Genomic DNA, 23,496 nt, shown 5'->3' with positions numbered 1-23,496 from the left:
CTATAAAATTTAATGTTTGCTGATAAACTTCATCCATTTTTGGATCGCTATAATGAAATTTCTATGCTTCTTAGTGATCCAAATATAGCAAACGATATCGAAAAGATGACAAAGCTCTCAAAAGAGCAATCATCTATCGAGCCAGTCACAACTGCTGCAACAAAATATCTAGAAATTTTAAAAGACATTGACGAAAATAAAGCCCTGCTTGAGGACTCTGAGCTTGGTGAGCTTGCAAAAGACGAGCTTAAAAATTTAGAGATTTCAAGAGAAAAGCTTGAAGAAGAGATAAAAATTTTACTTCTTCCAAAAGATCCAAACGATGATAAAAATATATTTTTAGAAATTCGTGCAGGTACTGGTGGTGATGAGGCTGCGCTATTTGTTGGAGATCTTTTTAATGCTTACATTAGATATGCGGAGCTTCGAGGATATAAATTTGAGATCGTTAGCCAAAGCGAAGGCAATACTGGCGGCTTTAAAGAGATCATCGTGCTTATAAAAGGCAAAGGTGCTTACTCAAGGCTAAAATTTGAAGGTGGTACACATAGAGTTCAGCGTGTGCCAGAGACTGAGAGTCAGGGCAGGGTGCACACTTCGGCTGTGACTGTAGCTATTATGCCAGAGGTCGAGGATAGCGAGATCGAGATCAATCCAAATGATATAAGAGTTGATGTGATGAGAAGCTCGGGCCATGGCGGTCAGTCAGTAAATACAACTGATAGTGCTGTTAGGATCACGCATATACCAACTGGACTTGTTGTAACAAACCAAGATGGCAAAAGCCAACACAAAAACAAAGAAGCCGCGATGAAGGTGCTAAAGGCTAGACTTTATGAGCTTCAAGAGCAAGAGAGACTTGCAAAAGAGACTATTGAGCGAAAGAGCCAAGTTGGCACCGGAGATCGTTCTGGCAGGATAAGGACATACAACTATCCGCAAAACCGTATAAGTGATCACCGTATAAATTTAACACTTTACCGCCTTGATGCGATTATGGCTGCGGGATTATTTGATGAGATCATAGAGCCACTTATTACGCATTATCAAGCAGAAGCTATGCTAGAAGCTGGCATTTAAACTTTCAAATTTTTACTTCAAATTTTATAATTTATTTCTTTACCTAAAAACATTACTTTAACTTAAAAATATCTTTAAATTTATCCAGCTTTAAAGCCAAATTTACAAGGATTTTACAAAAAATAGATATTTAGAAGTGGTAATTAGTAATATTTTTTCTTATTTTTTTCAAAATAATATAAATTAAATTTTTAGATTTTATTTCTCAAATAGCGATTCCTAGGGTATTTAAAAGTATAAAATTTTTATTTTTGATATTATAATTTTGTATAAATAGCTTTTAAGTTTTGCTTAATAATTCTACCTTACAATTTCACCATAATTTAATTCAAAACAAGGAGATAAAATGTCAATAAGCGCAAGAAATCAATTAAATGTTGAAATTTCTGAAGTAAGAACAGGTGCGGTAAATTCGCTGATCGCTGGTAAACTCGCAGGTGGTGAGGTGCTAAAAGCAACTATTACAGTTGATAGCGAGAAAGCTCTTGATCTAAAAGTTGGTAAAAAAGCTATATTTTTATTCAAAGCTTCAAGCGTTATCGTTTCAAAAGACGATAGCATCAAACTAAGTGCCACAAACCAAATAAAAGGCACTGTAAGCGAGATAAAAGATGGAGCTGTAAATGCAGAGGTGATTATCGATGCAAATAGTAGCAAAATTTCAGCTATCATCACAAAAGAGTCTGTTGGTAACCTGGCTTTAAAAGTAGGCGATGATGTAACTGCAATCATTAAAGCAACTCAAATTATAGTCGGTGTTAAATAATTTATGGAGCAGTTTTGCTCCGTTCCTTCTAAATTAAATTTTATTCTTAAACTAAAATCTAAAATACTCTAAAAATTATCAGCCAAGTTATAAATTTAAAGAAGTTGTAGTAAATATTTTTAAAGCTATTTACTTAAAAATTTTATAGCTAAAATTTATATTACTTTTTACTTTTGTAGCCTATCCATCATTTTATGCAGAGTGTAGCATGCCAAAAGTTCACCACACAATAGGTGGTCTAAGTATCAATACAAAAGTCTATGTCATAAGCTCTCAAACAGCTATGTCTATACCAAATTTATATGCATCTGGCGAGAATGTAGGTGGCGTTCATGAGCTATTCGTCTAGGCCCAGTCGTGATAACTGACCGCTTGACATTTAGCATGATCACTACTGAGAGTATCAGTTAAAAAGATGTGGCAGGCGTTTGCTCGCCACTATAAATTTTTAAATCTATAAACTCCATTTTTCACTCGCTCGAAAATTTTCTTCTCTTCAAGTAGCTTAAAGGTATTTATCACGGTTGGTTTGCTCACGTCTAGCTTTTCACAAATTTCTGAAATTTTTACTACAATAAAGCCATTTTCATCACAGCTTTTAACTAGCAAATTTATAATTTCTACCTTTTTCTCACCAATTATTGCCTTGTAAATTTCTTCATTCATGCTAGATCCATTTATATCCTATTGCCACGCACCAAAGCGCGCCACATAAGAAATTTGCGATCATCACAGCCGCACTTCCTGCATCTTTTGCCGCCTTTGCTAGGGCGTGATAGTCTGGGCTTGCAAGATCAGTTACTCGCTCTAGGCCTGAGTTTAGGCACTCGCAAACTAGCACAAATGCCATGCTAAAAATCAAAAATAGATTAAAAACAAGGTCAAAATTCCAAAAAAATAGCGATAGTGCTGCTAATAAAAATATGCAAATTTCTATACGAAAGCTCTTTTCATTTTTAAAAATTTCAGCCAAACCCTCTCTTGCGTAGCCAAAATTTTTTAAAAATTTATACTCTGGCTGGTTCCTCATAATTTTCCTTTTTGCGATTTTTGGCATAATTATAATTAAAAAAAGGATGAAATTTGAAACTTATTAGCTGGAATGTAAATGGCCTTAGAGCACTTGTAACAAAAGATGGCTTTGGTTGGCTTGATGAGATAAGTCCTGATTTCCTGGCACTTCAAGAGATTAAAGTCAAAGAAAATGACGTGCCAAAGGAAATTTATAATCTTGGCTTTAAAGATATAAGTGTAAACTCAGGCGAGAGAGCTGGATACTCTGGTGTGATGAGCCTAGCAAATTTTGACATTTCTACACAAAAGGCAGCTTTTTTCGACGATACGGAAGGGCGTGTTTTGGAGCATAGATTTAATGATATCGTGCTTTTTAATATCTATTTTCCAAACGGCCAAAAGGATGACGAGCGACTAGCCTATAAAATGGACTTTTACGAGAAATTTCTAGCTTACTGCAAAGAGCTTGTAAAAAACGGCAAAGAGGTGATATTTTGCGGTGATGTAAATACCGCTCACCGCGAGATTGACCTTAAAAATCCAAAGGCAAATGCCAAAACTTCTGGCTTTTTGCCTATTGAGCGAGCGTGGATCGACGAGGTGCTAAAAAGTGGCTTTATAGATACTTTTAGAGCTATAAATGGCGACGTAGCGGACGCTTACTCGTGGTGGAGCTACCGCTTTAATGCAAGGGCTAAAAATGTCGGCTGGAGAATTGATTATTTCTTTATTTCACAAGGATTAAAAGATAGGCTAAAAGACGCATTTATCTTGCCAGAGGTCACAGGCAGCGATCACTGCCCAGTTGGGATAGATATAGAAATTTAGCCACTATTCCATTCTGCGGGGCTTGCCTAGTAAGAAACCTTGTGCGTAAGGTATTCCAAAATTTTTGATTTGATTTAAAATTTCTTCTGAGCTTGCAAACTCGGCTACTATTTTGTAGCCTTGCTTTTTTGCAAAGCTTACGATGGTTTCTACTAGAACTCTAGCATTTTCATCAAATGGAAGCTTTTTGATTATCGAGCCGTCTATTTTTATGGTGTCTATATCAAGCTCCAAAATTCGGTAATAGTTTGAGTATCCTGAGCCAAAGTCATCAATCGAAATTTTACATCCATAGCCTTTGACGCGTTTTATAAAAGAATTTACCACAACATAGTCGCTAAGCTCTTCACTCTCTAGCATTTCAAAGCAAATTTTATTAGGATCTTTGCACTCATTTAGCTTGCTCTCTATAAGCTCTCTCATACTAGCATCAGCAATATCGGTAATTGATAAATTTATTGAGAACATATAATCTGGATATCTTTTGGCTAGATCAAACGCAAGACTTATCACCTTTTTGGTTATTTGCGGATATAGTTGCGTTTTCATGGCAATATCTAAAAATTCGCCCGGATAGTGTATCTTTCCATTTTGATCGATTATACGAACCAAAACTTCATAATACTTTGCTTCGGTCTCATTTTCTTCTAAGTTAAAGATGCCTTGTGCTTCCACTATGACTCTATCGTTTTCTAACGCATCTTCGATTAGCTGAACTGCCAGCTGGTTTTTGTGATATTTCATCTCGATAGCGTCATTTTCTAGATAGTAGTAAATATTGCTACCATTTTCTATTGCGAGCTGATTTGCAAGGACTGATTGCATTAGGCGGTTGGTTTGTGGGGTGTCGTTTGGCAATGAAACACCAAATACCATCTTTATGCCTGGTAAATTTTCAAATTTTTCATCAATAGTGACATTTGTTCTATTTGAACCAAAATATTCTCTAATATATTCAATATCTCTTACGATATTATCGCCTTCATACCATATATAAAATGCGTCATCTTGAAATCTAAATAGCTTTGCTTTTATCTCAGAAGTATCTATGCAAAGCTTTAGTGTATCAGCTACTGCTTTTAGCATTGCATCGATAATCTTAGTTTGATAAAAGAATCTTAAAATTTTAAAATTCTTAATGCTTAAGCAAATTAGCAATCCATCTTTTTGTGCGTCTAAAATTTCAGTTAAAGCAAAGTAGTTACCAAAGCCTGTTAGCTTATCGATTGAAGATTGTATTTTTATTTGTTCATTTTTTTGAGTTAGCTCGTTTAGTATTAGCGTCTCTTTAGTCCTATCAAGTTTTACCGCTATATAGCCCTCAAATTTATTTTTAAAGAAAAATGGTGAAAATTTTACCTTTTCATATAAAAAATCACCGCTTTTTGTTCTGCTTATAAGCTCATCGCTCTCCCAAGGTAGAGATTTTTGCACAGCCTCTTTTATGGACTCATAAAAGCTTTGTGGATGCATATATGATTTTAGTATTCTAGGATTTTTACCGATTACATCCTTTAGTTTGTAGCCAGTTTTTTCTTCAAAGGTTTTATTTACGTATGAAATTCTATTGTATTTATCGCAATAGATAACAGAGCTATGATCGTTTTCGACTGTCGTTCTTAGGAGTTTTATCTGTCTTAAACGCTCTGAGGCCATTTTAATTTGAAAGAGGCCAAATGCACAAAATATTATAAATGTAAGTAAGCAGATTGTCTGAGCTATTTTTGTGTTATCCACTGCGTCAGAGTGAAATTCTAGGATTTTATCTCTAAAATTTTCTAGCATATTATCAAGATGTAGCTCTTTTGCACTATTTGAGATTGTATGTAAAGTTTTTGTAGCTTGAGTCGCATAAAGCATCTTGTCTAATACATTTTGAGCTTTTTGGTTATCTTTATACTCGTTTTTATATATTTTTATTTGCTTTGAAATATCATCTATTGCTTCAGGACTAAGCATCAAAGCACCTTTTATCGCATAAAATATAGGCTCAAGCTTATTTGAAAGTGCGAGATTTTGTATCTCATATTGACTTATTTGGATATAAGAATCTATAGATGAGTTTACATAAGCTGATCTTTGTGTAAAAAATGCTTTTTTAATAAATACATCTCTTATGTTTTGTAGGTCTTTTGTTATTTTATTTTGATGAAACAACATCATCTCATCACTAAGCATTGAAAGGTTGCTCAAATTTGTATCAAAAGAATTTATGTCAGCATTGAGTTTGTCGTAGTTTGAGACATCATAAATATTATTCAAAGAAAAAGTTATCTCATTGTCTATAAATTTTAGATTTAAAATCCCGTCATCAAATTTATGAGCCGTATCAATGGCTATATTTGCTTTATATATAAAAAATGCACTAATGAAAAATATAGCTACTAAGAAGCTAAGTACGGTTCTTGTTCGTTTAGTACTCATTTAGTATCCTAGGCTTTTTACCATTTAATGTCAGAAAAAATGAGTATAAAGCATCAATTTCATCTTTGCTAAACTCATATCCTAGCTGGTAGTTACCAATAAAGCTTATAGCCTCTTTTAGATCATTTATCTCTCCATGGGATAAATATGGGGCAGTTTTTGTAACATTTCTTAGTGATGGCACTCTTCTTAATCTTTTGTTTGCATCTAGGGCAGAAATTCTTTCTCGGCCAATATCTTGTGTCAAATTTCCTCCTAAATTTCTACCATTGTGACAAGCGGCACAGCCTATATTATTAAATATCTCAAATCCTTTCTTTGCGCTATCATCTATGGCATTGTTATCACCTGATATAAAACGATCAAATGGCGAATCAATACTTAAGACAGCCTTTTCAAACTCAGCTATTGCATCTGCAATATTATCAAAATTAATGCCGTCATTATAAATTTTTTTAAATAAAATTTTGTACTCAGAGATGTTATTTACAGAATCCACTATCTTGTCGTTATCTGAGTTTAGTTCTATTCTAGAAGTTATGGACTCTTTTACTTGATCTTTTAAATTGCTAATCTTTGCATCGCTATAAAACAGATAATTCGCTGCAGCATTTAATATGGTTGGAGGATTTAAAGTGCCTTTTTCCATGCTATCTTGGTTGCTTCCACTTAAATTCCAATACAGGTTGTGACAAGTTTGGCAAGAGTAGTTTTCATTCGGGCTTAGTCTTTTGTCAAAAAAGAGTTTTTTACCAAGCAGGGCCTTTTCTTCATTATATTTTACTACCGTGAGAGGTTTGTAGGATTCATATTTGCAAAATGAAATCGTGATGATAAATAGACAAAGTATAACGCCCTTCATAACGCCCCTAAATTTTTAATTTTCTTTTTTATATCGGCAAATTTTTGATTTTTTATATAGTACATTATTTTATTGTTTTTTTGAAATTTATGATACAATTCGCTCGATTTAGAAAATATTTATATTTCAGGGAGGAGAAGTCATGAAAAAAGGCTTTACGATGATTGAGTTGATCTTCGTGATCGTTATATTGGGCATATTAGCTGCGGTTGCTATACCGAAATTAGCTGCAACAAGGGATGATGCAGAGATATCAAAAACTGCTTCAAATATACAAACACTTATTTCGGACTTGGGTTCTTACTATACTTCGCAAGGTGAATTTGCTACTGATTCGGATATTAACAAAGCTGTCAAAAAAATGTCAAATGTAAAAACACCAGTAAAAGCAAAAGATGATGAGTGTTTAGAAGTACGTCCTGGAAATAATACTACTGGTGAGATAGGAATAACTATAAAAACAGGCGGTCTTTGTAAACAAGTTTGGGGCTTGCCAGGCTTAGTGGATGTTAAAGCCTTAATCGAAAGTACTACCGACAACAAGACAGCTAATACACTTAAATTCGGTGGCATGGGCATAAAATATAAATAAAATTTTTAGCAAGGTATTTTCCTTGCTTTTTATGATTTTTGTCCTACTAAATTTTTAATATAACAAAGACTAATAGAAATACAAATTTTTACACAAATAATTTATATACATAAAAATAAGCTTTCTAAGATTTAATGCGTTGCCAAAAGGTATCAATCCTAACTTATACTAATAGGTAATGGCTTTTTATTAAATTTAGTTGATTTTATCCTTTACAAATTTTAAAGATAAAAAACGTAAAATCAAGCCATGGATTTACTAAAAGACCCGTTAAATAAGCTCATCATTTCGCTTTCGCTTCCAGCTGGCACCGCAATGATGTTTAATACTCTTTATAACGTCGCGGGCACATTTTTTGCAGCAAGAATTTCTACCCTTGCCGTAGCTGGTATGGCTATGAGCTTTTTGCTTTATCTAAGTATTGTAGGCATTGGGCTTGGTTTTGGCTCAGCACTAACTGCGCTAATAGGCAATAGTCTTGGAGCAGGAAAGATAAAAATGGCTAAATTTTATGCAGCAAATGGAATTATCTTTGTGCTGGTATTTGCTATTTTTATGGGGTTTTGTGGCTATTTTTTAGCACCAAATTTACTCACTTTTTTAGGGGCTGATCATCACTATTTAAAAGAGGCACTTGATTACGCAGGTGTTATCTTTCTTGCTGCACCATTTTTCTTGATTATCAAATCTCTAAACGGAGTGCTTGTAGCACTTGGAGATACAAAAAGTTACCGCAATTGGCTATTTTATGGCCTTTTTATCAACGCATCTTTTTGCTATTTTTTTGCATTCATTTTGGATCTTGGCGTAAAAGGACTTGCTCTAGCAACAGCTAGTGTTCAGCTTTTGGGCATGATCTACCTTTTTGTAAAAGTTAAAAAAGCTAAGATGATCGAGCCAAGAAATTTAAGCTATTTTGTGCCAAATTTTAGCATTTGGGCAAAGATTACAAAGCAAGCTCTACCAGCTTGCTTAAACTATCTATCGATGTCGCTTGGCTCACTTGTACTTTTAAAATTTATAAGCTACTATGGTGTAAATGCCGTAGCAGGATATGGTATAGCTTTAAGGATAGAGCAAATTTTGGTATTGCCTACCATTGGTATGGCCGCAGCAGTTTTAAGTATCGTTTCAAGAAACTATGGTGCTAAAAATTTTAAAAGAGCTAAGCAATGCTATAAAATTTCGCTTCTTTTTTTGCTTATTTATTGTGTATTTGCTTGTGTTTTTATTAGATTTTTTGGTGAAGATATGATAAGAATTTTTGATGATACGCCGGCAGTTTTGGAGATAGCAGGGCTTTATCTTGGTATAAATTCTCTTGCTTACGTAGCTTATGGTACGATAAATGTCTCAGGCAGCACTCTTCAGGCTATAAAACGCCCAGTGGCCATCTTTTTGCTAAATGGATTTAGGCAATTTGTGCTTCAAGGATCACTTTTTTACGCGGTAGTTTTTTATTTTGGTCTTGAGATAAAATTTATATGGTTGGCCCTATTTTTTAGTGTTTATCTCACAGCCATTTGTTTTGTCTTTTGGACGCTTTATCAGTTAAGAATGGCTACTGACGTAAGCTTTTAAATTTAAAACAAAAAGCAAAAAAGCAAAGTGAAGCAACTAAGATTATGCTAGCTCCGCCTGTTAGGTTAAAATAAAAGCTAATAAATAGACCGCTAAAGCAAAAAACGACTGAAAAGACAGTAGAGATTAGCATCATCAGCCCCAGTCTTTTGGCAAAAATTTGTGCTAAATATGGCGGTATAGTAAGAAGAGCGATGACTAAAATAAGCCCAACAACACGAATCGTAGCCACCACGCAAAGTGCCATCATGCACACTAATAAATAGTGAAAAAATGTTGTATTTACACCGCGCAACTTTGCAAACTCTGCATCAAAGCTAATAGCTACAAATTGACGGTAAAAAAGGGCAATGAGTGCTAAAAATAAGATATCTAAAATACTCATAAATGTTATATCTTGCCCGCTTACTGCTAAGATAGAGCCAAAAAGATAACTCATAAGATCGGCATTGTATCCCGGAGTTAAATCGATAAAAATGATGCCAATAGCCATGCCAAATGCCCAAATAGCACCGATAACTGAGTCGATGTTGGTTTTATCTTTTAACGTGATAGTGGCGATTATAAGGGCTAAAAAGAGTGAAAATATACTAGCGCCAAGAAGTGGTTCAAGCGAGAAGAAAAAGGCAAGTCCGATGCCGCCATACGCTCCGTGCGCGATGCCGCCAGCGATAAAAGTCATTTTATTTATAACAACGAGCGAGCCTATGAGCCCACAAATGATACTAACTAAGATGCCAGCAATAAAGGCATTTTGCATAAAATTTAACTCTAAAATTTCACTCATTTTATCTCTTTATCTTAAAAACATTACTTTTGATTTTGCACTCACATTCGCCAAGTGCGATCTCGACATCGCAAAAATGGCTATGAGATTTTGCTAAATGCTCTATAAATTCTCTTTTTGCAGTATCTTCATGAGTTTTATGGATATGTAAATTTTTACTCACATAGGCGATTTTTGTAGCATAATTTAGCACGATATTTAGATCGTGACTTACCAAGACTACGCCAACACCGCTTGCATTTATATTTTTTAAAATTTCATAAATTTCAGCCTGGCCCTTTGTGTCGATACTAGCTGTTGGCTCGTCTAAAACGAGAACCTTCGCATTTGCACAAAGTGCTCTTGCGATATATACACGCTGTCTTTGGCCACCGCTTAGCTCGCCAATTCTAGCGCTTGCAAATTCTTTCATGCCAACTTTCTCAAGGGCTGCAAGAGCCATTTGTTTCTCAGCTCGCGAGTAAAAACCAAAAATTTTTTTATTGATTAGCCCCATTAAAACTACTTCTAAAACCATCATCGGAAAGCTTTGATTTGAGAGAAAATTTTGAGGCACATAACCTATAAATTTACTGACTTCGCTTGGCTCTTTTCCAAAGAGCTTTACCTCGCCACTTTGAGGCTTAAGTAGCCCTAAAATAAGCTTTAAAAGCGTACTTTTACCGCCACCATTTGGACCGATGATAGCTAAAAATTCATCGCTACTATAATCTAAATTGATACCTTCTAAAACCACTTGCTTATCGTAGCTAAAGTTTAAATTTCTAATTTTTATAATTTCTTTCAAAACAGACTCTTTTGCGTAAATGTCGTAGTAAAAATAAAAAGTCCAAGCCAAAGCATAACGCTAAGAGCCATAAATTCGGCATAGATTTTAAACTTTTTTAACTTAATGTTTGTGCTCTCATTTATCTTGGCTCCAAAAACAGCCGCTAAAAATATCACTGCGCTCATGCCAAGCGCCATAAATAGGCCGCTTATAATGCCTGCAAAGTAGCTACCTAGCTCATTTGCTAGCACAAAGACAAGTATCGTGCCAGGACAAGGAATAAGTGCCGCAGCAGCTGCAACTAGCCATTCTTCTTTGCTTTTTGGTTTTTTTGTAGTACAGATATTACAGCCACAGTCGCTAGTAAATTTTGTATTTTTACTCAAATTTTGACTTAAGCTTGAACTAAAAATATAAAATTTATTTAACTCTTTTTTGCTTGAAAAATAAATTTTGACCTTTTTATAAAGCATAAAAATCGCTACAAAAAAGATAATAACGCCAGAAAATGCTGTCGTAACGCTTGCTGTATCTTTTGTCAGATCGCTACTGATCTCACGCAACATCATAAAACTAGCAAGCACAAAGATAAAAGCACCCACAACATGTAAAAATCCGATCTTTAAAGAGAAGAAAAAGGCTTTGGCGTAGCTTCCACCAGTTGCGGCAAAATAAGAGCTTGTAAGCACCTTGCCATGCCCCGCAGATGCAGCGTGTAAAAAGCCATAACCAAATGATATGAGCGCTAAAAATAGCAGAGTGAGCGGACTTTTTTGATCAAAATTTCTTAGAATTTGCTTTAATCTATCAAGCATGCTTAGACTTGTTTTTGAAACAAGATCAAACTTGGCCTCATCGATCTTATCGATCTGGCTTAAATTTTCATCTTCAAAATTTACCGAGTTTGGCTCTTTTAGAAGCTCTTTTAATGCAGGTTTTTCGTTATGAGCTTTGGCTGCAGCTTTACTTGAAAATGTAAAAAATATTAAATTTGCGTTTGGATTTGGTATCGTCCAAAACTGATCTGATACCAAAAATGCGTTGTTTTGTGTAAATTTAAAATTAAAATATCCCTCTTTATCGTCCATTTCGACAGACACCACAAAGCCATCTTTGATAAGCAAATTTGTCTTAAAACTAACGTCAAATTTTAATCTACCCTCATCAAAATAGAGTTTATACTTTTTTAAATTTAACTCAAGTTTTGTAGCATTTTCATCTTTGTAAAAGTACTCAATATTCGTTAAATAATGCCTTGGCACAAGATAATCAAGTAAATTTAAGCGGATCTTTTTGATCTCGCTTTCATCTATCTTTTCATCCTGATTTAGGTCAAAATTTTGCCTCATAAGCTCTGAGAAATTTTGCGAAAATGTCCAAGAAAAAGCAATTGTAGAGATATTGTTTTCATTTGAATCAAATTTCACGCTCACGTGAGCGGTTGGGCTATAAAGCGAGCAAAGAGCACACCCGAAGGCATTTATAGCAAATAAGCAAATGACAATCAGGCGTGCTAACATCTTTTATAGACTCTTAGCAAAAATTTCTGCTGTTTTTTTCATCTCATCTAACCAATTTTCTGGGAGCTGATCAATGCTTATGACCTTTGAGCTAGTCTCTTTTGCTACTAAATTTGCAGCCTTTGTTGGAAACTGTGGAGCCACGAAAATGACCTTTACACTGTGCTCTTTAGCTTCTTCTATGAGCTCTTTTAGCTCAGCTGGTTTTGGCTCTTTGCCTCTATCTCGATAGCGATTTGCTCTAAGTTATAGCGTTTTGCAAAATATCCCCAAGATGGGTGATATACGATAAATTCGCGAGTTTTAACATCTTTTAGAGTATTTTTGATAAAGCTATCAAGCTCGTCAAGACTAGCTTTAAATTTAGCTAAATTTTCCTCATAGAGCTTTGCATTTTGCGGGAATTTCTCTATTAATGCCTTAGCAATATTATCAGCTTGAGTTTTTACTAAAACTGGATCAAGCCAAATGTGCGGATCAAGGCCATCATGATGATGGTGATGATGTTCGCCAGCTTCGTGGTCATGGCTATGATGCTCGTGATGCTCATGTTTATGCTCACCCTCATGCTTGTGCTCGTGATGCTCGTGATGTTCATGATGCTCATGTTCATCGCTCATAGCGATCTTTTCGATACCTTCTTGTGTTTTTACAATGTGTAAATTTTTAAAAGATTTTGAAAAACGCTCTAGCCAAGTATCTTCAAACTCAATGCCAATAGCAAAGTAAAGCTCACTCTTTTCAAGCTCCTTCATCTGTTTTGGCTTTGGCTCATAAGTGTGCGGATCAGCACCTTTGCCAACCATTGTATTTACACTTAGTGTATCACCAGCGATTTGCTCAACAAAAAATTTTGTAGGCAATATACTAGTCGTAACAACTGGCTTTGCAAAAAGCGACAAAGCGCAAACTGCTAAAAAAACAAAAATCTTTCTCACCATCTCTCCTTTATTTGAAAAAATATTGCGGAAGTTTAGCAAATTGCAACTTGGTTGCAACTTAAAGAACGAAAGCCTAAATATAGTGCTTTTTAAATGAAATTTAAAACTTTTAGCGTTAATATACAAAAAATAAAAAGGGCAAGGATGAATGCAAGAAATTTCTTAGAAGAGCATAGTATCAAGGCAACTACTTTTCGCATAAAGCTCGTTGAAATTTTGCAAAATACCAAAACTCCATTAAGTTATGATGAAATTTTAGAAAGCCTTAATGCAAATAAAACTACTTTTTATAGAAGCATAGAAATTTTTGAAAAAAAGGGCCTTGTCATAAAAACTGAAAATAATCATAAAAGCTACTACGAACTAGCAAATGAGGCAAAAGCGTACTTTATCTGCGATGTCTGTCATAAAGTCACAAACATCGATATGCCTCATCTAAACATCGCTAAAAATATAAAAAGCGCCGTGATAAAAGGCGTTTGTGATGAGTGTGATCACGAGTAAAGAGCAATGATCTCAGCTGGAATGGCTTTTGGACGATTCGTTTTTAGATCAACATAAACAAACTCGGTCTTGCCGGTTGCTATTAGTTCACCATCTTTTTTAAGCTCAAAATATCTACACGAAGTCGCCTTGCCTTCAGCTTGTGTGTAAGTGTAAATTTCTATCTCATCCATCAATTTTACGCTTTTTATATATTTGGCTTCATTTTTTCTAATGAGCCAGATCTCGCCTCTTTTATACTGCGCCTCGACCGTGTCTCCAACCGCGGCAGAATGTGCAAATGCAGCCTCTTGCATAAGAGTGAAATAATAGACATTATTCATGTGTCCGTGCATATCAATGGCTTGTGGCGGGATTATTACTTTGTAGATAAAATCTTTCATTTCTGGCCTTTTTTGCTAGAATTATAACCAAAAAATAAGGAGCTAAAATGCAAAATTTATGGGATAAAAAGGCGTCAAACTACCAAAGATTTGACGGCAAGATCAGCGCTATCCAGCAGCAAATTTATAGTAAAGCCTTGGCTTGGGGAGTTGATTTTAGCGGTAAAGAAATTCTTGATATAGGCTGTGGTACCGGTGTTTGGACGATATTTTTGTCAAAAACTGCAAAAGATATAACTGGCATTGATAGCTCAAAAAATATGATAGAAATTTTAAATGAAGATGCCAAAAGATTTGGCGTGACAAATTTAACCAGCGAGGTTTGCTCTTGGAGAGAATTTAAGCCTACAAAGCACTTTGATATCGCTATTTGTACGATGAGTCCAGCGATTGCTAGCGATGAAGATTTCGCTAAATTTCATAGCATCGCAAAGCAAAGACTCTATCTTGGCTGGGATAATCCTAGAAGCTCTGATTTGATTGAGCCATTTTTAAAAAATTTGGACGCACTCTCTCTCAAAAAAATGTTGTAAATAGGCTTGAAGCGTGGCTAAATAAGCAAAGTATAGCTTATAAGAGTGAAATTTTAAACGAAACAAGGATCGCAAGACGAAGTGTGCAAGAAGCTGCTGAGAATATCTGCTGGCACCTTGAGATAAACGGAGCTAAAAGCTACGATGAAAAGGTGGTTTTAGCGATGTTAAAAGAGAGATTTGACGGCGAATTTATAGACGAGAAAATTGACTCTCAAATGAAGCTTTTTGTCTTTTAAACTAGTTTTGATCTAGAGAAAAAATTTTTACCAAATTCGCTAAAGATAACTCCAAAGATTATTAAGATTGCGCCAAAAATTTGTATGAGTGTTAGCTTTTCACCAGCGAAAAAATAGCCGATAAAGCCAGCAGAAACTGGCTCAAGACAGAAAAATAAAGCTGCTTTGCTAGCCGTTGTATATCTTTGAGCGATGGTTTGTACAAAGTAGCAAAAAATGGTACCAATAAATGTAGTTATAAAAATTGCTATAAAAAATTCCCTATCGTAATTTGGCACCACACTACCTTCAATAAATGCAAAGACAAATGAGAGTAAAGAGACGGTGAGAAATACCACAAATACAAGCAAATAAAGCTCGCACTTTCTTACAAAGTGGCCATTTAAGCTTGTGTAAAGTGCATAAAATATGGCACAAAGTAGGGCAAGTGCCTCGCCAGCTCCTAAGGCAAGAGTGGCTCCACTTAAAAGCCATAGTCCAAAAATGGCAACAAGCGCACCAAAAATAGCAAAAATGGTTATTTTATTTTTAAAAATGAGTGCTGTCATAAAAGGCACAATCACACACTCAAGCCCTGTAATAAAGGCAACACTTGAGCTAAAAGTAAGCTTTAGGGCGTAAGTTTGAGCAACAAATGAGCTAAAGAGAACTACGCCAAGAATAGTGCCATAAACCACACTTTTTTTATCAAAAATTTTAGAAAATTTAAATGCTATAAGTCCCATAAAGATAGCGGAAATAAAAAATCTACAAAGGAGCATGACAAAGACACTATTTGTTTTTAGTGCGTTTGCCATAGGTAAAAACGTAGCTCCCCAAACGATAGCAACTACGATGAGTGCGATGTCGGCTCTGTTTTGTGGGCTTAAATTTTTCATTTAAAGATCGAGTCAAGTACCTTTTTACCACTATCTAGACTAAAGCCGCTTCTTAACCCCTTTTCTTTCTCGCTCATTACGTTAAATAACCCATCTAACGTCTTTCTTGTGATATATGCGTTTAGATCCTCACCATCATCTGGTACATATTCGCTTGCGCCTAAATTTTTAGCTAGGCTCTTTACTGATTTTATCGTTTCGTTGTTTTTTGCTGAGCCGCCTATGAAAGAATTTAGCCCATTATATGCGGTCGCAAAGCTATTATCACTCATCATTTTCTCAATTATCGGCGTAAAAGCTACCTTTAGCTTTTGGCTGGAGCTTTGCTGCAAATACTTCGTAACGCTGTCACTGCCGCCGTTAAAGAGCTTTTTGACATCTGCTTCGCTCATATTTTTTATACTCTCGCTAAAAATTTCAGCGGCCTTTGGTACGGCTGTGGTCGCGGCGTTGTTTATCGACTTGCTAAGATCCTGCGCCCACTTCTCGCCGCCTACTTTTTTGGCTAAATTTGAAGCCATTTCAAGGCTTTTTGGAAGTGGAATTTTAGCTGTGGCATTGTTTATAAAGCCATCTTTTGAAAGCTCGCTAACAGCGGCATTTAGCGCCTCGCTAACTAAGCTTTTGTAGTCGCCGCTTGATGCGTGAGTGGCGATTTTCACACCTTTATTTATCATATCATCCATATTTGTGGCTTGTAAATTTAAAGCAAGCGCGCTACAAAGAATAACAAGAGATCTTTTCATCTTCTCTCCTTTTTAAAATTTAGAGCAAAATCATACAAAAAATATCTAAACACTTAAAATAAATTTAATCTTTTTGCACTAGAATTCACCCTTTTTTCTAAAGGAAGATTATGCAACTTTTACTTCTTAGCTTCGCTCTTAGTATGGATAGTGCGGCACTAAACATGGCAAATGGTGCAAGATATAAAAATTTAGCTCTTAATAAAATTTTATTTATTGCTTTTATACTTGGTTTTTTTCAGTTTCTTATGCCGCTTCTTGGTTATCTTTTAGGTGTTAGTTTTGCAAAATTTATAAGCTCGGTTGATCATTTTATTGCATTTTTTATACTTTGCTTTCTTGGTTTTAGAATGTTTAAAGAGGCCTGTAGCAAAGAGGAGTGTGAGTATCTTAAGATAGGATTTAAGACCATTTTGTATGGGGCATTTGCTACTAGTGTGGATGCTCTTGCCGTTGGCGTCACACTTAGCTTTGAATAGATAAATATCTTTCAAAGCTCGCTCATCATCGGTGTAGTCTGCTTTGCATTAAGTTTGATTGCTTTTTATATAGGTAAATTTATGGGTGAAATTTTAGAGAAAAAGGCGCTCTTTTTGGGAGGAGCGATATTAATTTTTCTAGGTTTTAAAATTTTAATAACACATTTAATTGAAAGCGGCGCAGTTCAATAAAAATTTAAAATAACAATTAAAAATAATATTTAAGATTAACTATATTTTAAAGCTTATATGGATAAGATTTTGGTTTTTAGAAGTGGTGACCCATACGAGACTCGAACTCGTGTTACCGCCGTGAAAGGGCGATGTCCTAACCGCTAGACGAATGGGCCACATGTCGGTTATGAAGTTGGGATTATATTTCTTTTATACTTAATTTTAGATTAATAAGGAAAAATTTTTGAAAAATTTTTTATTTACTTTGTTGTCTGTTTTTATTTTTACAGGTTGCGTGGCTACCAAAACGCCGCAAAATTCACAAGCTTTTCAAGTTACTTTATTTTCGCCGATGATCAAGATAAATGACGTTGGATTTTTCCATAAATATAAAAATGAGCTAAATTTGCAAATTTATAGTTCTGGTGTAAACACCGCAAATATAAGCATAAGAGATAAAATTTGCGTAAATAACGCTTGCTTTAACAAGACTGAGTTTAATGAGAAATTTTTTCTAGCCCCGCACTACGAGAGCCTTTTTGAAGAAATTTTGCAAAAAGAAAAGATTTACGACGGCAAAGGCTTGATAAATACGGAGTGTGGCTTTAGACAAGATCTAAGTTCATATTTTATAAAATACGAGGTTTGTGATAACTACGTCAAATTTGTAGATAGCAAAAATAAAATAAGAGTGATAATAAAAGAGTTAAAATGAGATACATAGGAGCTCACGTAAGTGCAGCTGGAGGCGTGTTCAACGCTCCGTTAAATGCTGCAAAAATAGGAGCAAATGCCTTTGCGCTTTTTACAAAAAATCAACGCCAGTGGAATGCAAAAGAGCTAAGTGCTAGTGAAATAGAGCAGTTTAAAGAAAATCTAAAAATTTCTGGCATAAGCACAAAGCATGTTTTGCCACACAGTAGTTACTTGATAAATTTAGGCCATCCAGATGAGGAGGCAAGAGCAAAGTCGCTTGAAGCCTTTGTAGATGAGATAGATCGCGCCAGTAAGCTTGGGCTAGAGCTTTTAAATTTTCATCCAGGCTCACATCTAAAACAAATAAGCGAAAAAGAGTGCTTAGATAATATTGCAAACTGCATGAATGCGGCACTTAAGCGTACAAGCGGTGTAAAGCTAGTTATCGAAAATACAGCTGCACAAGGCTCAAATTTAGGCTTTAGTTTTAAGCAGATTGCTTATTTGATAGAGCGAGTAGACGATGAGAGTAGGGTTGGTGTCTGCTTTGATACCTGTCACGCATTTGCTGCTGGATATGATCTAAGAAATAAAGAGGCCTACGCCAAAACGATGGGGGAATTTGATGCGATCATTGGCTATAAATTTTTATCTGGCATGCATTTAAATGATGCAAAATTTGGACTTGGCTCGAAAAAAGATAGGCACGAGAGCATTGGCAAGGGTGAGCTTGGATTTAGTACTTTTAAAAATATAATAAATGATGATAAAATAGGCGAAATTCCTTTAATATTAGAGACGATTGACGAGAGTATTTGGGAAGACGAGATAAAAATTTTAAGAAATTTCGAAAAGGAAAAACTATGAAAAAAGTGCTATTAAGCATTATTATGGCATCTACTTTGCTAAATGCTGGAGGTTATAAGGTTCCTGAGCAAAGTGCTGATTCTTTAGGTCTTGCTGCTAGTAACGTAGCCTTTAGTTTTGGGGCTGACGCGGCATATTTTAACCCTGCAAATATGATGTTTTTAGATGGACGTCATCACATAGAAAGTACCCTTGGCTGGTTTCATATAAATAAGCTTGAGTTTAAAAGTGATAGTGGCAAAAGCTACAGGTCAGAAAAATTTGACTCGCTAGCTGGTACATTTAGTTTTGTAACGCCAGAAATTTATGAAAACTGGAAATTTGGTTTAGCTCTTGCCGTTCCTGCTGCTGTTGGTGTATCATGGGAGGATCCAGCTACTGCATTTACCGCTAAAAGGTTTAAGCTGCAAGTTGTTGAGCTAAATCCAACCGTGGCTTACCGCATAAATGATAAACTTGCCGTTGCTCTTGGTGCTAGAGGTGTTTACACCAAAGGTAAGATAGCAAGCGACTTTGGACGAATAGGCTACAGAGAGATAAAAGGCGATGGTATGGGCTATGGCTATAATGTCGCGCTTACTTATAGACCTATTGAGGATTTGAGCTTTGCCGTTACTTACCGCTCAAATGTAAATTTAGAACTTAAAGGCCATACAGATGCTGATTTTAACGGAGCGCTATCCCCTATAAGCTATCATGGCAAAACAAAAGTTGAGATCCCACTTCCTGCTCAGCTTGTGCTTGCTGCTGGATATAAATTTAGCGACTTTACTCTTTTACTAGCTTTTGAGAGGACTTATTGGTCTAAATTTAAAGGCTATGACTTTGAATACATGGATAAAGGTCCAGCTCACTCGCATCCAGCTTTTGCAAGATTCATGGATGATCCAGTCATAAAAAATGCAAAAGATACAAATACATATAGGCTAGGTCTTGCCTACGACGTAAATGAAAAATTTAGACTAATGGCTGGCTTTGCCTATGATGAAGATATTACAAGCAGCAAGCATACTGGCTTAGAGCTTCCAAATACCACATCTAAGGTATATTCTTTTGGAGTAAATTATAAATTTACACCAAATCTTGAAATGGCAGTTGGATATGTTTATCAACATCGTGACAAAAAGCGCGCAACAGGTATTTCAACAGCTGCTGGAAAAATATCAGGCGAGTTTGAAACTGGCAAGATCCAGATCCTTGGTACGACTTTTAAATATACATTTTAGTTAGGGTCAAGAATGCGATACTCTTATAATAATTTTTATGAAATTTTAACCAAAGTAGCAAAGGAAAATCCAAATCAAGTAGTTCTTTTTGAAGAAAAAGAGAAACTAAAATATCGCGAATTAAAGCAAAATGTCGATAAAGTGGCAGCTTATCTGCAACTTGCTGGAGTAAAATTTGGTGATAAAGTAGCTATGGCGGTTACAAACTCGAAAGAATTTATCATCTCATACCTTGCCATCACGGCTATCGGTGCGGTTGCGGTGCCGATGAATACCTTTTTAAAAACAAATGAGTTTGAGTATATCTTAAATGACTGCGGTGCAAAGGTGCTTTTTGCGTCTAGCTCGCTTGCAAAAGAGTTAATCGCATTAAATGAGCTTGAAATTTTAAGAAAGATAATCTGGATCGGAGCAATACCAAAGAAACTTCAAAGTGCCTCAAAGGATGAATATATAGACACTGATGAAGAGTATGGCGAGAGCGCGTATCTTACTTCAACACCTCAAATTTCAAAAGAGGATATGAGCAAGGGTTATGAAAATAATGGCCTTGTTAAAAATGTAAATTTTACAGAAACTCTAAATCACAAATACGCCCTTAGTATCACAAAGTATCCGGCAATAGATGATTTAATGCATATAATTTACACTTCAGGCACTACTGGCAAGCCAAAAGGTGCGATGATAAGCTATAAAAATATCTTTTCAAATTTAATTGGAGCTCATGATCGTTTTATAGTGAAAAAAAGCGATCGTTTCATAGTCTTTTTACCGATGTTTCATAGTTTTACGCTAACTGCAATGGTGTTGCTTCCGATATTTGCGAGTGCATCTATGGTTCTTGTAAAATCAGTATTTCCATTTTCAAATGTGTTAAAGCAAACTTTGCTAAAGCGTGTAACTGTATTTTTAGGAATTCCAGCCATCTATACAGCTATTGGTAAGGCAAAAATTCCTTGGTATTTTAGATGGTTTAACCGCATTAGATTATTTGTAAGCGGTGCAGCTCCGCTTGCAAAGCAGACGATAGATGACTTTAGAGTGAAATTTCCACGTGCAACACTTGTCGAGGGATATGGCCTTAGTGAATGCTCACCTGTCGTAGCTGCAAATTTATATGATAAACAAAAGCTTTTAAGTGTAGGGCCTGTGCTTGATGGCTATGAGGTAAAGATCGTAAATGATGAGATGATGGAGCTTCCAGTTGGCCAGATCGGCGAGATCATTGTAAAGGGCGACTGCGTCATGCAAGGCTACTATGGTATGCCAAGCATCACTGATGAGACCATAATAAACGGCTGGTTAAAGACCGGAGATCTTGGAAAAGTCGATGAAGAGGGCTTTATCTACATCGTTGATCGCAAAAAAGACCTCATCATATCAAAGGGCATTAACATCTATCCGCGCGAGATCGAAGAGGTTATTTACAAACTTGAAGCAGTCGAAGCAACAGCGGTAATTGGCGTAAAAGACGTACATGCCGATGAAGAGGTCGTCGCTTTCATACAAGTAAAAGAGGGCATGGATCTTGATGAAAAGACAGTAAGAGAGCATTTGAAGAAAAATTTAGCGAATTTCAAGATACCAAAGAGTATCTATTTTGCCGAAGAGTTGCCTAGAAATGCTACTGGCAAGGTGCTAAAACGTGTATTAAAAGAGCAAATAGAGCAGATGAAGGATAAATTTTAGTGAAATACTTGCTTGATTTTTTAAACCAGGACCTTAAAAAAAGCAAAATTTACGAGCTGATAAAGTGTGGCGACGAAGAGGGAGAAATTTTAAAATATCTAAGTAAAGCTTATGTGCAAGGAACAGCTAATATGAGCGTTTTTGAGCTACTTGGAGCAGTCTTTGGCACGCAAAATGATAAGCAGCTTTTGTATCTAAAATTTATAAAAAATTTGCTTGATAGCGGTTGGATTGTACAAAATTATAGTCTTTTTAAAATACCTGAGAGTACGCAAAGGGCTTCAGCTCAAGGGCTTCTTTCGTTGCTTCATTCTGAAATTTCTCTATCAGCCACATTTTTAAAAATTCTTGAAGATGGCAACGCTGATATAAATTTACCAGAGCTTACGCCATATGAGGATCATTTGGAGTATTTAAAAGATCAGTTTTTAAAGGTGGAGCTTTACTCAAAGGCTGCTATTTTTGAAAACAGCTCAAGTGATGCCAAAAAGCGCATAAATGAGCAAATTTCTGAGCTTACAAAGCGAATCAACGAGCGCGTAAAACTAAGCAAGATTAGTCTAAAAATAGAGCAAATCTTTAAAGAAAATTCGCTTGATGAAAAAGAGCAGATCATCTTTTTAGCCCTTTTAAAAGAGGAGTACGCGGGCGACTTTGAGAACGGTCGTGATCTAAACACGCTAGTTGGGCTAATAAGCAAAGACGAGCTTGAGCGCATCAAAAATCGCACGCTTTTAGAGGACGGCTCAAGGCTCATTGAAGGTGCGCTGATCGATTATGATGAGGTTTTAAACGCTTACGGCAATGTAAGCAAGAGCTTTTTTATAAATGAAGAAATTTTGCAAAGCATAATGCATCCAAAAAATGATAAAAATAGCAAAAAAATCAAGATCGAAAGCCTAGTAAAAGAGCAAGAAATTTTTGAGCTAATAGAGCCGGTAACTAGCCTAGAAGATGTCGTGCTAAACGAAAAGACAAAGCAGCTTTTAAGCACGATCCTAAAGCAAGTAGATAAAAAAGTGCTCGCCAGACTTAGTAGCTGGGGCATAAAAACTAGAAAAAATATAGACGCTAAGATTATCTTTTACGGCGAGCCTGGCACTGGTAAGACGATGAGCGCCGTTGGACTTGCAAAGAGCCTAAAAAAGCAAATTCTAAGCTTTGACTGTTCAAAAATTTTAAGCAAATATGTCGGCGAGAGCGAGCAAAATGTAAGGAAAATTTTTGACACCTACAAAGAAATTTGCAAAAAAAGTGGCAGTGAGCCAGTACTTTTACTAAACGAAGCCGATCAGTTCTTAAGCACGAGAGTGGAGAGCTCAAGCGGCGCTGAGAAGATGCATAATCAAATGCAAAACATCTTTTTAGAGCAGATCGAACGCTTTGAGGGTGTGCTGATCGCTACGACAAATTTCTTGCAAAGCCTTGATGTCGCGTTTTCTAGAAGGTTTGACTATAAGATCGAGTTTAAAAAACCAGACTTCAACGGCAGGCTTGCCATTTGGCGTAAAATTTTGCCTGAAAATGCGAGCTTTGAAGATGGCTTTAGTGTAGAAAGGCTGGCTGAGTTTAACCTAAGTGGCGCTCAGATCGTCCTTGCACTAAAAAATACCGCCTTAAAAGTTGCGATAAAAGATGATGGAATTTTTACCTTTGAGGACTTCAAAACTACGATAGAGCGCGAACTAAACTCAAGCTTTGGCGAGGATAAAAAGATGGGATTTGGTTCTTAATCTCTTTCAAATTTTACTATCTCGTGTGACTATACGCTTTTGCCAAGAGGTAAAGTCTAAAGTGCTAGGGATTACTGGACTAAACGTAAAATTTTGATTTTATAATTAAATTTGCGCTATGACTGCCACCAAAATTTATAGCAAGACAGACATCAGTATATTATAAATTTAGCTCGCTCGCCTGT

21 protein-coding genes, 1 tRNA gene and 3 pseudogenes are annotated in these 23,496 nt (G+C 35.8%); 13 read left to right on the top strand and 12 right to left on the bottom strand.

Annotation, left to right across the window (positions count from 1 at the left end; translation table 11 throughout):
- The first annotated feature begins 12 nt into the window (after positions 1 to 12).
- Both A3835_09485 and A3835_09480 read left to right on the top strand, forming a co-directional pair.
- The gene (locus tag A3835_09485; GenBank protein ORI09786.1) at positions 13 to 1,080 is read left to right on the top strand and encodes a peptide chain release factor 1; all 1,068 of its coding nucleotides are present in this window, start codon (positions 13 to 15) and stop codon (positions 1,078 to 1,080) included.
- Positions 1,081 to 1,426: 346 nt separating this feature from the next.
- Positions 1,427 to 1,846 carry a ModE family transcriptional regulator gene (locus A3835_09480; GenBank protein ID ORI09785.1) on the top strand — a complete coding sequence of 140 codons (420 nt, stop codon included), beginning with the start codon at positions 1,427 to 1,429 and terminating at the stop codon, positions 1,844 to 1,846.
- A 438-nt stretch (positions 1,847 to 2,284) separates the two neighbouring features.
- Here A3835_09480 and A3835_09475 read toward each other — a convergent pair whose 3' ends face one another.
- Together A3835_09475 and A3835_09470 are read right to left on the bottom strand one after the other, a co-directional pair.
- Complete coding sequence (locus tag A3835_09475; protein ID ORI09784.1) at positions 2,285 to 2,512, bottom strand: ArsR family transcriptional regulator; 228 nt, start codon at positions 2,510 to 2,512, stop codon at positions 2,285 to 2,287.
- 1 nt (position 2,513) lies between these two features.
- Positions 2,514 to 2,876, bottom strand: coding sequence for a diacylglycerol kinase (locus tag A3835_09470; GenBank protein ORI09783.1), 363 nt, complete (start codon positions 2,874 to 2,876; stop codon positions 2,514 to 2,516).
- 53 nt (positions 2,877 to 2,929) lie between these two features.
- Here A3835_09470 and A3835_09465 point away from each other — a divergent pair, with 53 nt between their 5' ends.
- Positions 2,930 to 3,688 carry an exodeoxyribonuclease III gene (locus A3835_09465; protein ID ORI09782.1) on the top strand — a complete coding sequence of 253 codons (759 nt, stop codon included), beginning with the start codon at positions 2,930 to 2,932 and terminating at the stop codon, positions 3,686 to 3,688.
- Between the two features lie 3 nt (positions 3,689 to 3,691).
- On the opposite strand, the gene A3835_09460 is transcribed toward A3835_09465, so the two are convergent.
- Positions 3,692 to 6,112: a diguanylate phosphodiesterase gene (locus A3835_09460; protein ORI09781.1), complete on the bottom strand. Its 2,421-nt coding sequence runs from the start codon at positions 6,110 to 6,112 to the stop codon at positions 3,692 to 3,694.
- Positions 6,102 to 6,974 carry a cytochrome-c peroxidase gene (locus tag A3835_09455; GenBank protein ID ORI09780.1) on the bottom strand — a complete coding sequence of 291 codons (873 nt, stop codon included), beginning with the start codon at positions 6,972 to 6,974 and terminating at the stop codon, positions 6,102 to 6,104. Before A3835_09455 ends, A3835_09460 begins: the two co-directional genes overlap by 11 nt.
- 142 nt (positions 6,975 to 7,116) lie before the next feature.
- On the opposite strand from A3835_09455, the gene A3835_09450 reads away from it, so the two are divergent.
- Positions 7,117 to 7,566, top strand: coding sequence for a prepilin-type N-terminal cleavage/methylation domain-containing protein (locus A3835_09450; protein ID ORI09779.1), 450 nt, complete (start codon positions 7,117 to 7,119; stop codon positions 7,564 to 7,566).
- A gap of 249 nt (positions 7,567 to 7,815) precedes the next feature.
- Complete coding sequence (locus A3835_09445; GenBank protein ORI09778.1) at positions 7,816 to 9,147, top strand: MATE family efflux transporter; 1,332 nt, start codon at positions 7,816 to 7,818, stop codon at positions 9,145 to 9,147.
- On the opposite strand, the gene A3835_09440 is transcribed toward A3835_09445, so the two are convergent.
- The 4 genes and pseudogenes from A3835_09440 to A3835_09425 form a co-directional block, all read right to left on the bottom strand.
- Positions 9,128 to 9,934: a hypothetical protein gene (locus A3835_09440; GenBank protein ID ORI09777.1), complete on the bottom strand. Its 807-nt coding sequence runs from the start codon at positions 9,932 to 9,934 to the stop codon at positions 9,128 to 9,130. The genes A3835_09445 and A3835_09440 overlap by 20 nt on opposite strands.
- 1 nt (position 9,935) lies before the next feature.
- Complete coding sequence (locus tag A3835_09435; protein ORI09776.1) at positions 9,936 to 10,721, bottom strand: ABC transporter; 786 nt, start codon at positions 10,719 to 10,721, stop codon at positions 9,936 to 9,938.
- Positions 10,718 to 12,223, bottom strand: a complete 1,506-nt coding sequence (locus tag A3835_09430) for a cobalt transporter (protein ORI09775.1) — start codon at positions 12,221 to 12,223, stop codon at positions 10,718 to 10,720. The genes A3835_09435 and A3835_09430 overlap by 4 nt, the downstream gene beginning before the upstream one ends.
- A gap of 3 nt (positions 12,224 to 12,226) precedes the next feature.
- Positions 12,227 to 13,161 (bottom strand): annotated as a pseudogene (locus A3835_09425) (cation ABC transporter substrate-binding protein).
- 147 nt (positions 13,162 to 13,308) lie between these two features.
- Here A3835_09425 and A3835_09420 point away from each other — a divergent pair.
- On the top strand, positions 13,309 to 13,668 hold the full coding sequence (locus A3835_09420; GenBank protein ORI09796.1) for a Fur family transcriptional regulator: 360 nt from the start codon (positions 13,309 to 13,311) through the stop codon (positions 13,666 to 13,668).
- Here A3835_09420 and A3835_09415 read toward each other — a convergent pair.
- Positions 13,659 to 14,051 carry a 4-hydroxybenzoyl-CoA thioesterase gene (locus A3835_09415; protein ID ORI09774.1) on the bottom strand — a complete coding sequence of 131 codons (393 nt, stop codon included), beginning with the start codon at positions 14,049 to 14,051 and terminating at the stop codon, positions 13,659 to 13,661. The two genes, A3835_09420 and A3835_09415, sit on opposite strands and share 10 nt — an antisense overlap.
- A 47-nt stretch (positions 14,052 to 14,098) precedes the next feature.
- Between A3835_09415 and A3835_09410 the strand changes: the two are divergent.
- A pseudogene (locus A3835_09410) lies at positions 14,099 to 14,823 on the top strand (SAM-dependent methyltransferase).
- On the opposite strand, the gene A3835_09405 reads toward A3835_09410, so the two are convergent.
- Together A3835_09405 and A3835_09400 are read right to left on the bottom strand one after the other, a co-directional pair.
- Positions 14,820 to 15,701 (bottom strand): hypothetical protein, encoded by an 882-nt coding sequence (locus tag A3835_09405; protein ID ORI09773.1) that lies wholly within the window; start codon positions 15,699 to 15,701, stop codon positions 14,820 to 14,822. The pseudogene A3835_09410 and the gene A3835_09405 sit on opposite strands and share 4 nt — an antisense overlap.
- Positions 15,698 to 16,447: a hypothetical protein gene (locus A3835_09400; protein ID ORI09772.1), complete on the bottom strand. Its 750-nt coding sequence runs from the start codon at positions 16,445 to 16,447 to the stop codon at positions 15,698 to 15,700. The genes A3835_09405 and A3835_09400 overlap by 4 nt, the downstream gene beginning before the upstream one ends.
- 110 nt (positions 16,448 to 16,557) lie before the next feature.
- Here A3835_09400 and A3835_09395 point away from each other — a divergent pair.
- Positions 16,558 to 17,118 (top strand): annotated as a pseudogene (locus A3835_09395) (hypothetical protein).
- A gap of 83 nt (positions 17,119 to 17,201) precedes the next feature.
- Here A3835_09395 and A3835_09390 read toward each other — a convergent pair.
- Positions 17,202 to 17,276 (bottom strand) — tRNA-Glu (locus tag A3835_09390).
- 68 nt (positions 17,277 to 17,344) lie between these two features.
- Here A3835_09390 and A3835_09385 point away from each other — a divergent pair.
- Genes A3835_09385 through A3835_09365 form a run of 5 tightly spaced genes read left to right on the top strand, consistent with a single transcriptional unit; the run spans position 17,345 to position 23,311 of the window.
- A complete protein-coding gene (locus tag A3835_09385; protein ID ORI09771.1) occupies positions 17,345 to 17,815 on the top strand; it encodes a hypothetical protein in 471 nt (156 codons plus the stop codon).
- A complete protein-coding gene (locus A3835_09380; protein ID ORI09770.1) occupies positions 17,812 to 18,663 on the top strand; it encodes a deoxyribonuclease IV in 852 nt (283 codons plus the stop codon). The genes A3835_09385 and A3835_09380 overlap by 4 nt, the downstream gene beginning before the upstream one ends.
- Entirely contained in the window at positions 18,660 to 19,889 is a 1,230-nt protein-coding gene (locus A3835_09375) for a transporter (protein ID ORI09769.1), read from the top strand. Before A3835_09380 ends, A3835_09375 begins: the two co-directional genes overlap by 4 nt.
- Before the next feature lie 12 nt (positions 19,890 to 19,901).
- Positions 19,902 to 21,578, top strand: coding sequence for a long-chain fatty acid--CoA ligase (locus A3835_09370; protein ORI09768.1), 1,677 nt, complete (start codon positions 19,902 to 19,904; stop codon positions 21,576 to 21,578).
- Positions 21,578 to 23,311, top strand: coding sequence for an AAA family ATPase (locus A3835_09365; GenBank protein ID ORI09767.1), 1,734 nt, complete (start codon positions 21,578 to 21,580; stop codon positions 23,309 to 23,311). The genes A3835_09370 and A3835_09365 overlap by 1 nt, the downstream gene beginning before the upstream one ends.
- The last annotated feature ends 185 nt before the right edge of the window (positions 23,312 to 23,496 follow it).

It is taken from the genome of Campylobacter concisus (assembly GCA_002092835.1).
GTDB lineage: Bacteria > Campylobacterota > Campylobacteria > Campylobacterales > Campylobacteraceae > Campylobacter_A > Campylobacter_A concisus_K.
Note: the sequence above shows the minus strand (reverse complement) of the source record. Positions and strands in the feature narration are given on the sequence as shown.

What these genes read in the sequence shown, in the direction of transcription:
- A3835_09375 (ORI09769.1), top strand. Translation starts at nt 18,660, where the DNA reads ATGAAAAAAGTGCTATTAAGCATTATTATGGCATCTACTTTGCTAAAT.
- A3835_09400 (ORI09772.1), bottom strand. Translation starts at nt 16,447, where the DNA reads ATGAAAAGATCTCTTGTTATTCTTTGTAGCGCGCTTGCTTTAAATTTA.
- A3835_09485 (ORI09786.1), top strand. Translation starts at nt 13, where the DNA reads ATGTTTGCTGATAAACTTCATCCATTTTTGGATCGCTATAATGAAATT.
- A3835_09475 (ORI09784.1), bottom strand. Translation starts at nt 2,512, where the DNA reads ATGAATGAAGAAATTTACAAGGCAATAATTGGTGAGAAAAAGGTAGAA.
- A3835_09460 (ORI09781.1), bottom strand. Translation starts at nt 6,112, where the DNA reads ATGAGTACTAAACGAACAAGAACCGTACTTAGCTTCTTAGTAGCTATA.
- A3835_09440 (ORI09777.1), bottom strand. Translation starts at nt 9,934, where the DNA reads ATGAGTGAAATTTTAGAGTTAAATTTTATGCAAAATGCCTTTATTGCT.
- A3835_09370 (ORI09768.1), top strand. Translation starts at nt 19,902, where the DNA reads ATGCGATACTCTTATAATAATTTTTATGAAATTTTAACCAAAGTAGCA.
- A3835_09445 (ORI09778.1), top strand. Translation starts at nt 7,816, where the DNA reads ATGGATTTACTAAAAGACCCGTTAAATAAGCTCATCATTTCGCTTTCG.
- A3835_09480 (ORI09785.1), top strand. Translation starts at nt 1,427, where the DNA reads ATGTCAATAAGCGCAAGAAATCAATTAAATGTTGAAATTTCTGAAGTA.
- A3835_09450 (ORI09779.1), top strand. Translation starts at nt 7,117, where the DNA reads ATGAAAAAAGGCTTTACGATGATTGAGTTGATCTTCGTGATCGTTATA.
- A3835_09415 (ORI09774.1), bottom strand. Translation starts at nt 14,051, where the DNA reads ATGAAAGATTTTATCTACAAAGTAATAATCCCGCCACAAGCCATTGAT.
- A3835_09380 (ORI09770.1), top strand. Translation starts at nt 17,812, where the DNA reads ATGAGATACATAGGAGCTCACGTAAGTGCAGCTGGAGGCGTGTTCAAC.
- A3835_09405 (ORI09773.1), bottom strand. Translation starts at nt 15,701, where the DNA reads ATGAAAAATTTAAGCCCACAAAACAGAGCCGACATCGCACTCATCGTA.
- A3835_09430 (ORI09775.1), bottom strand. Translation starts at nt 12,223, where the DNA reads ATGTTAGCACGCCTGATTGTCATTTGCTTATTTGCTATAAATGCCTTC.
- A3835_09455 (ORI09780.1), bottom strand. Translation starts at nt 6,974, where the DNA reads ATGAAGGGCGTTATACTTTGTCTATTTATCATCACGATTTCATTTTGC.
- A3835_09470 (ORI09783.1), bottom strand. Translation starts at nt 2,876, where the DNA reads ATGAGGAACCAGCCAGAGTATAAATTTTTAAAAAATTTTGGCTACGCA.
- A3835_09420 (ORI09796.1), top strand. Translation starts at nt 13,309, where the DNA reads ATGAATGCAAGAAATTTCTTAGAAGAGCATAGTATCAAGGCAACTACT.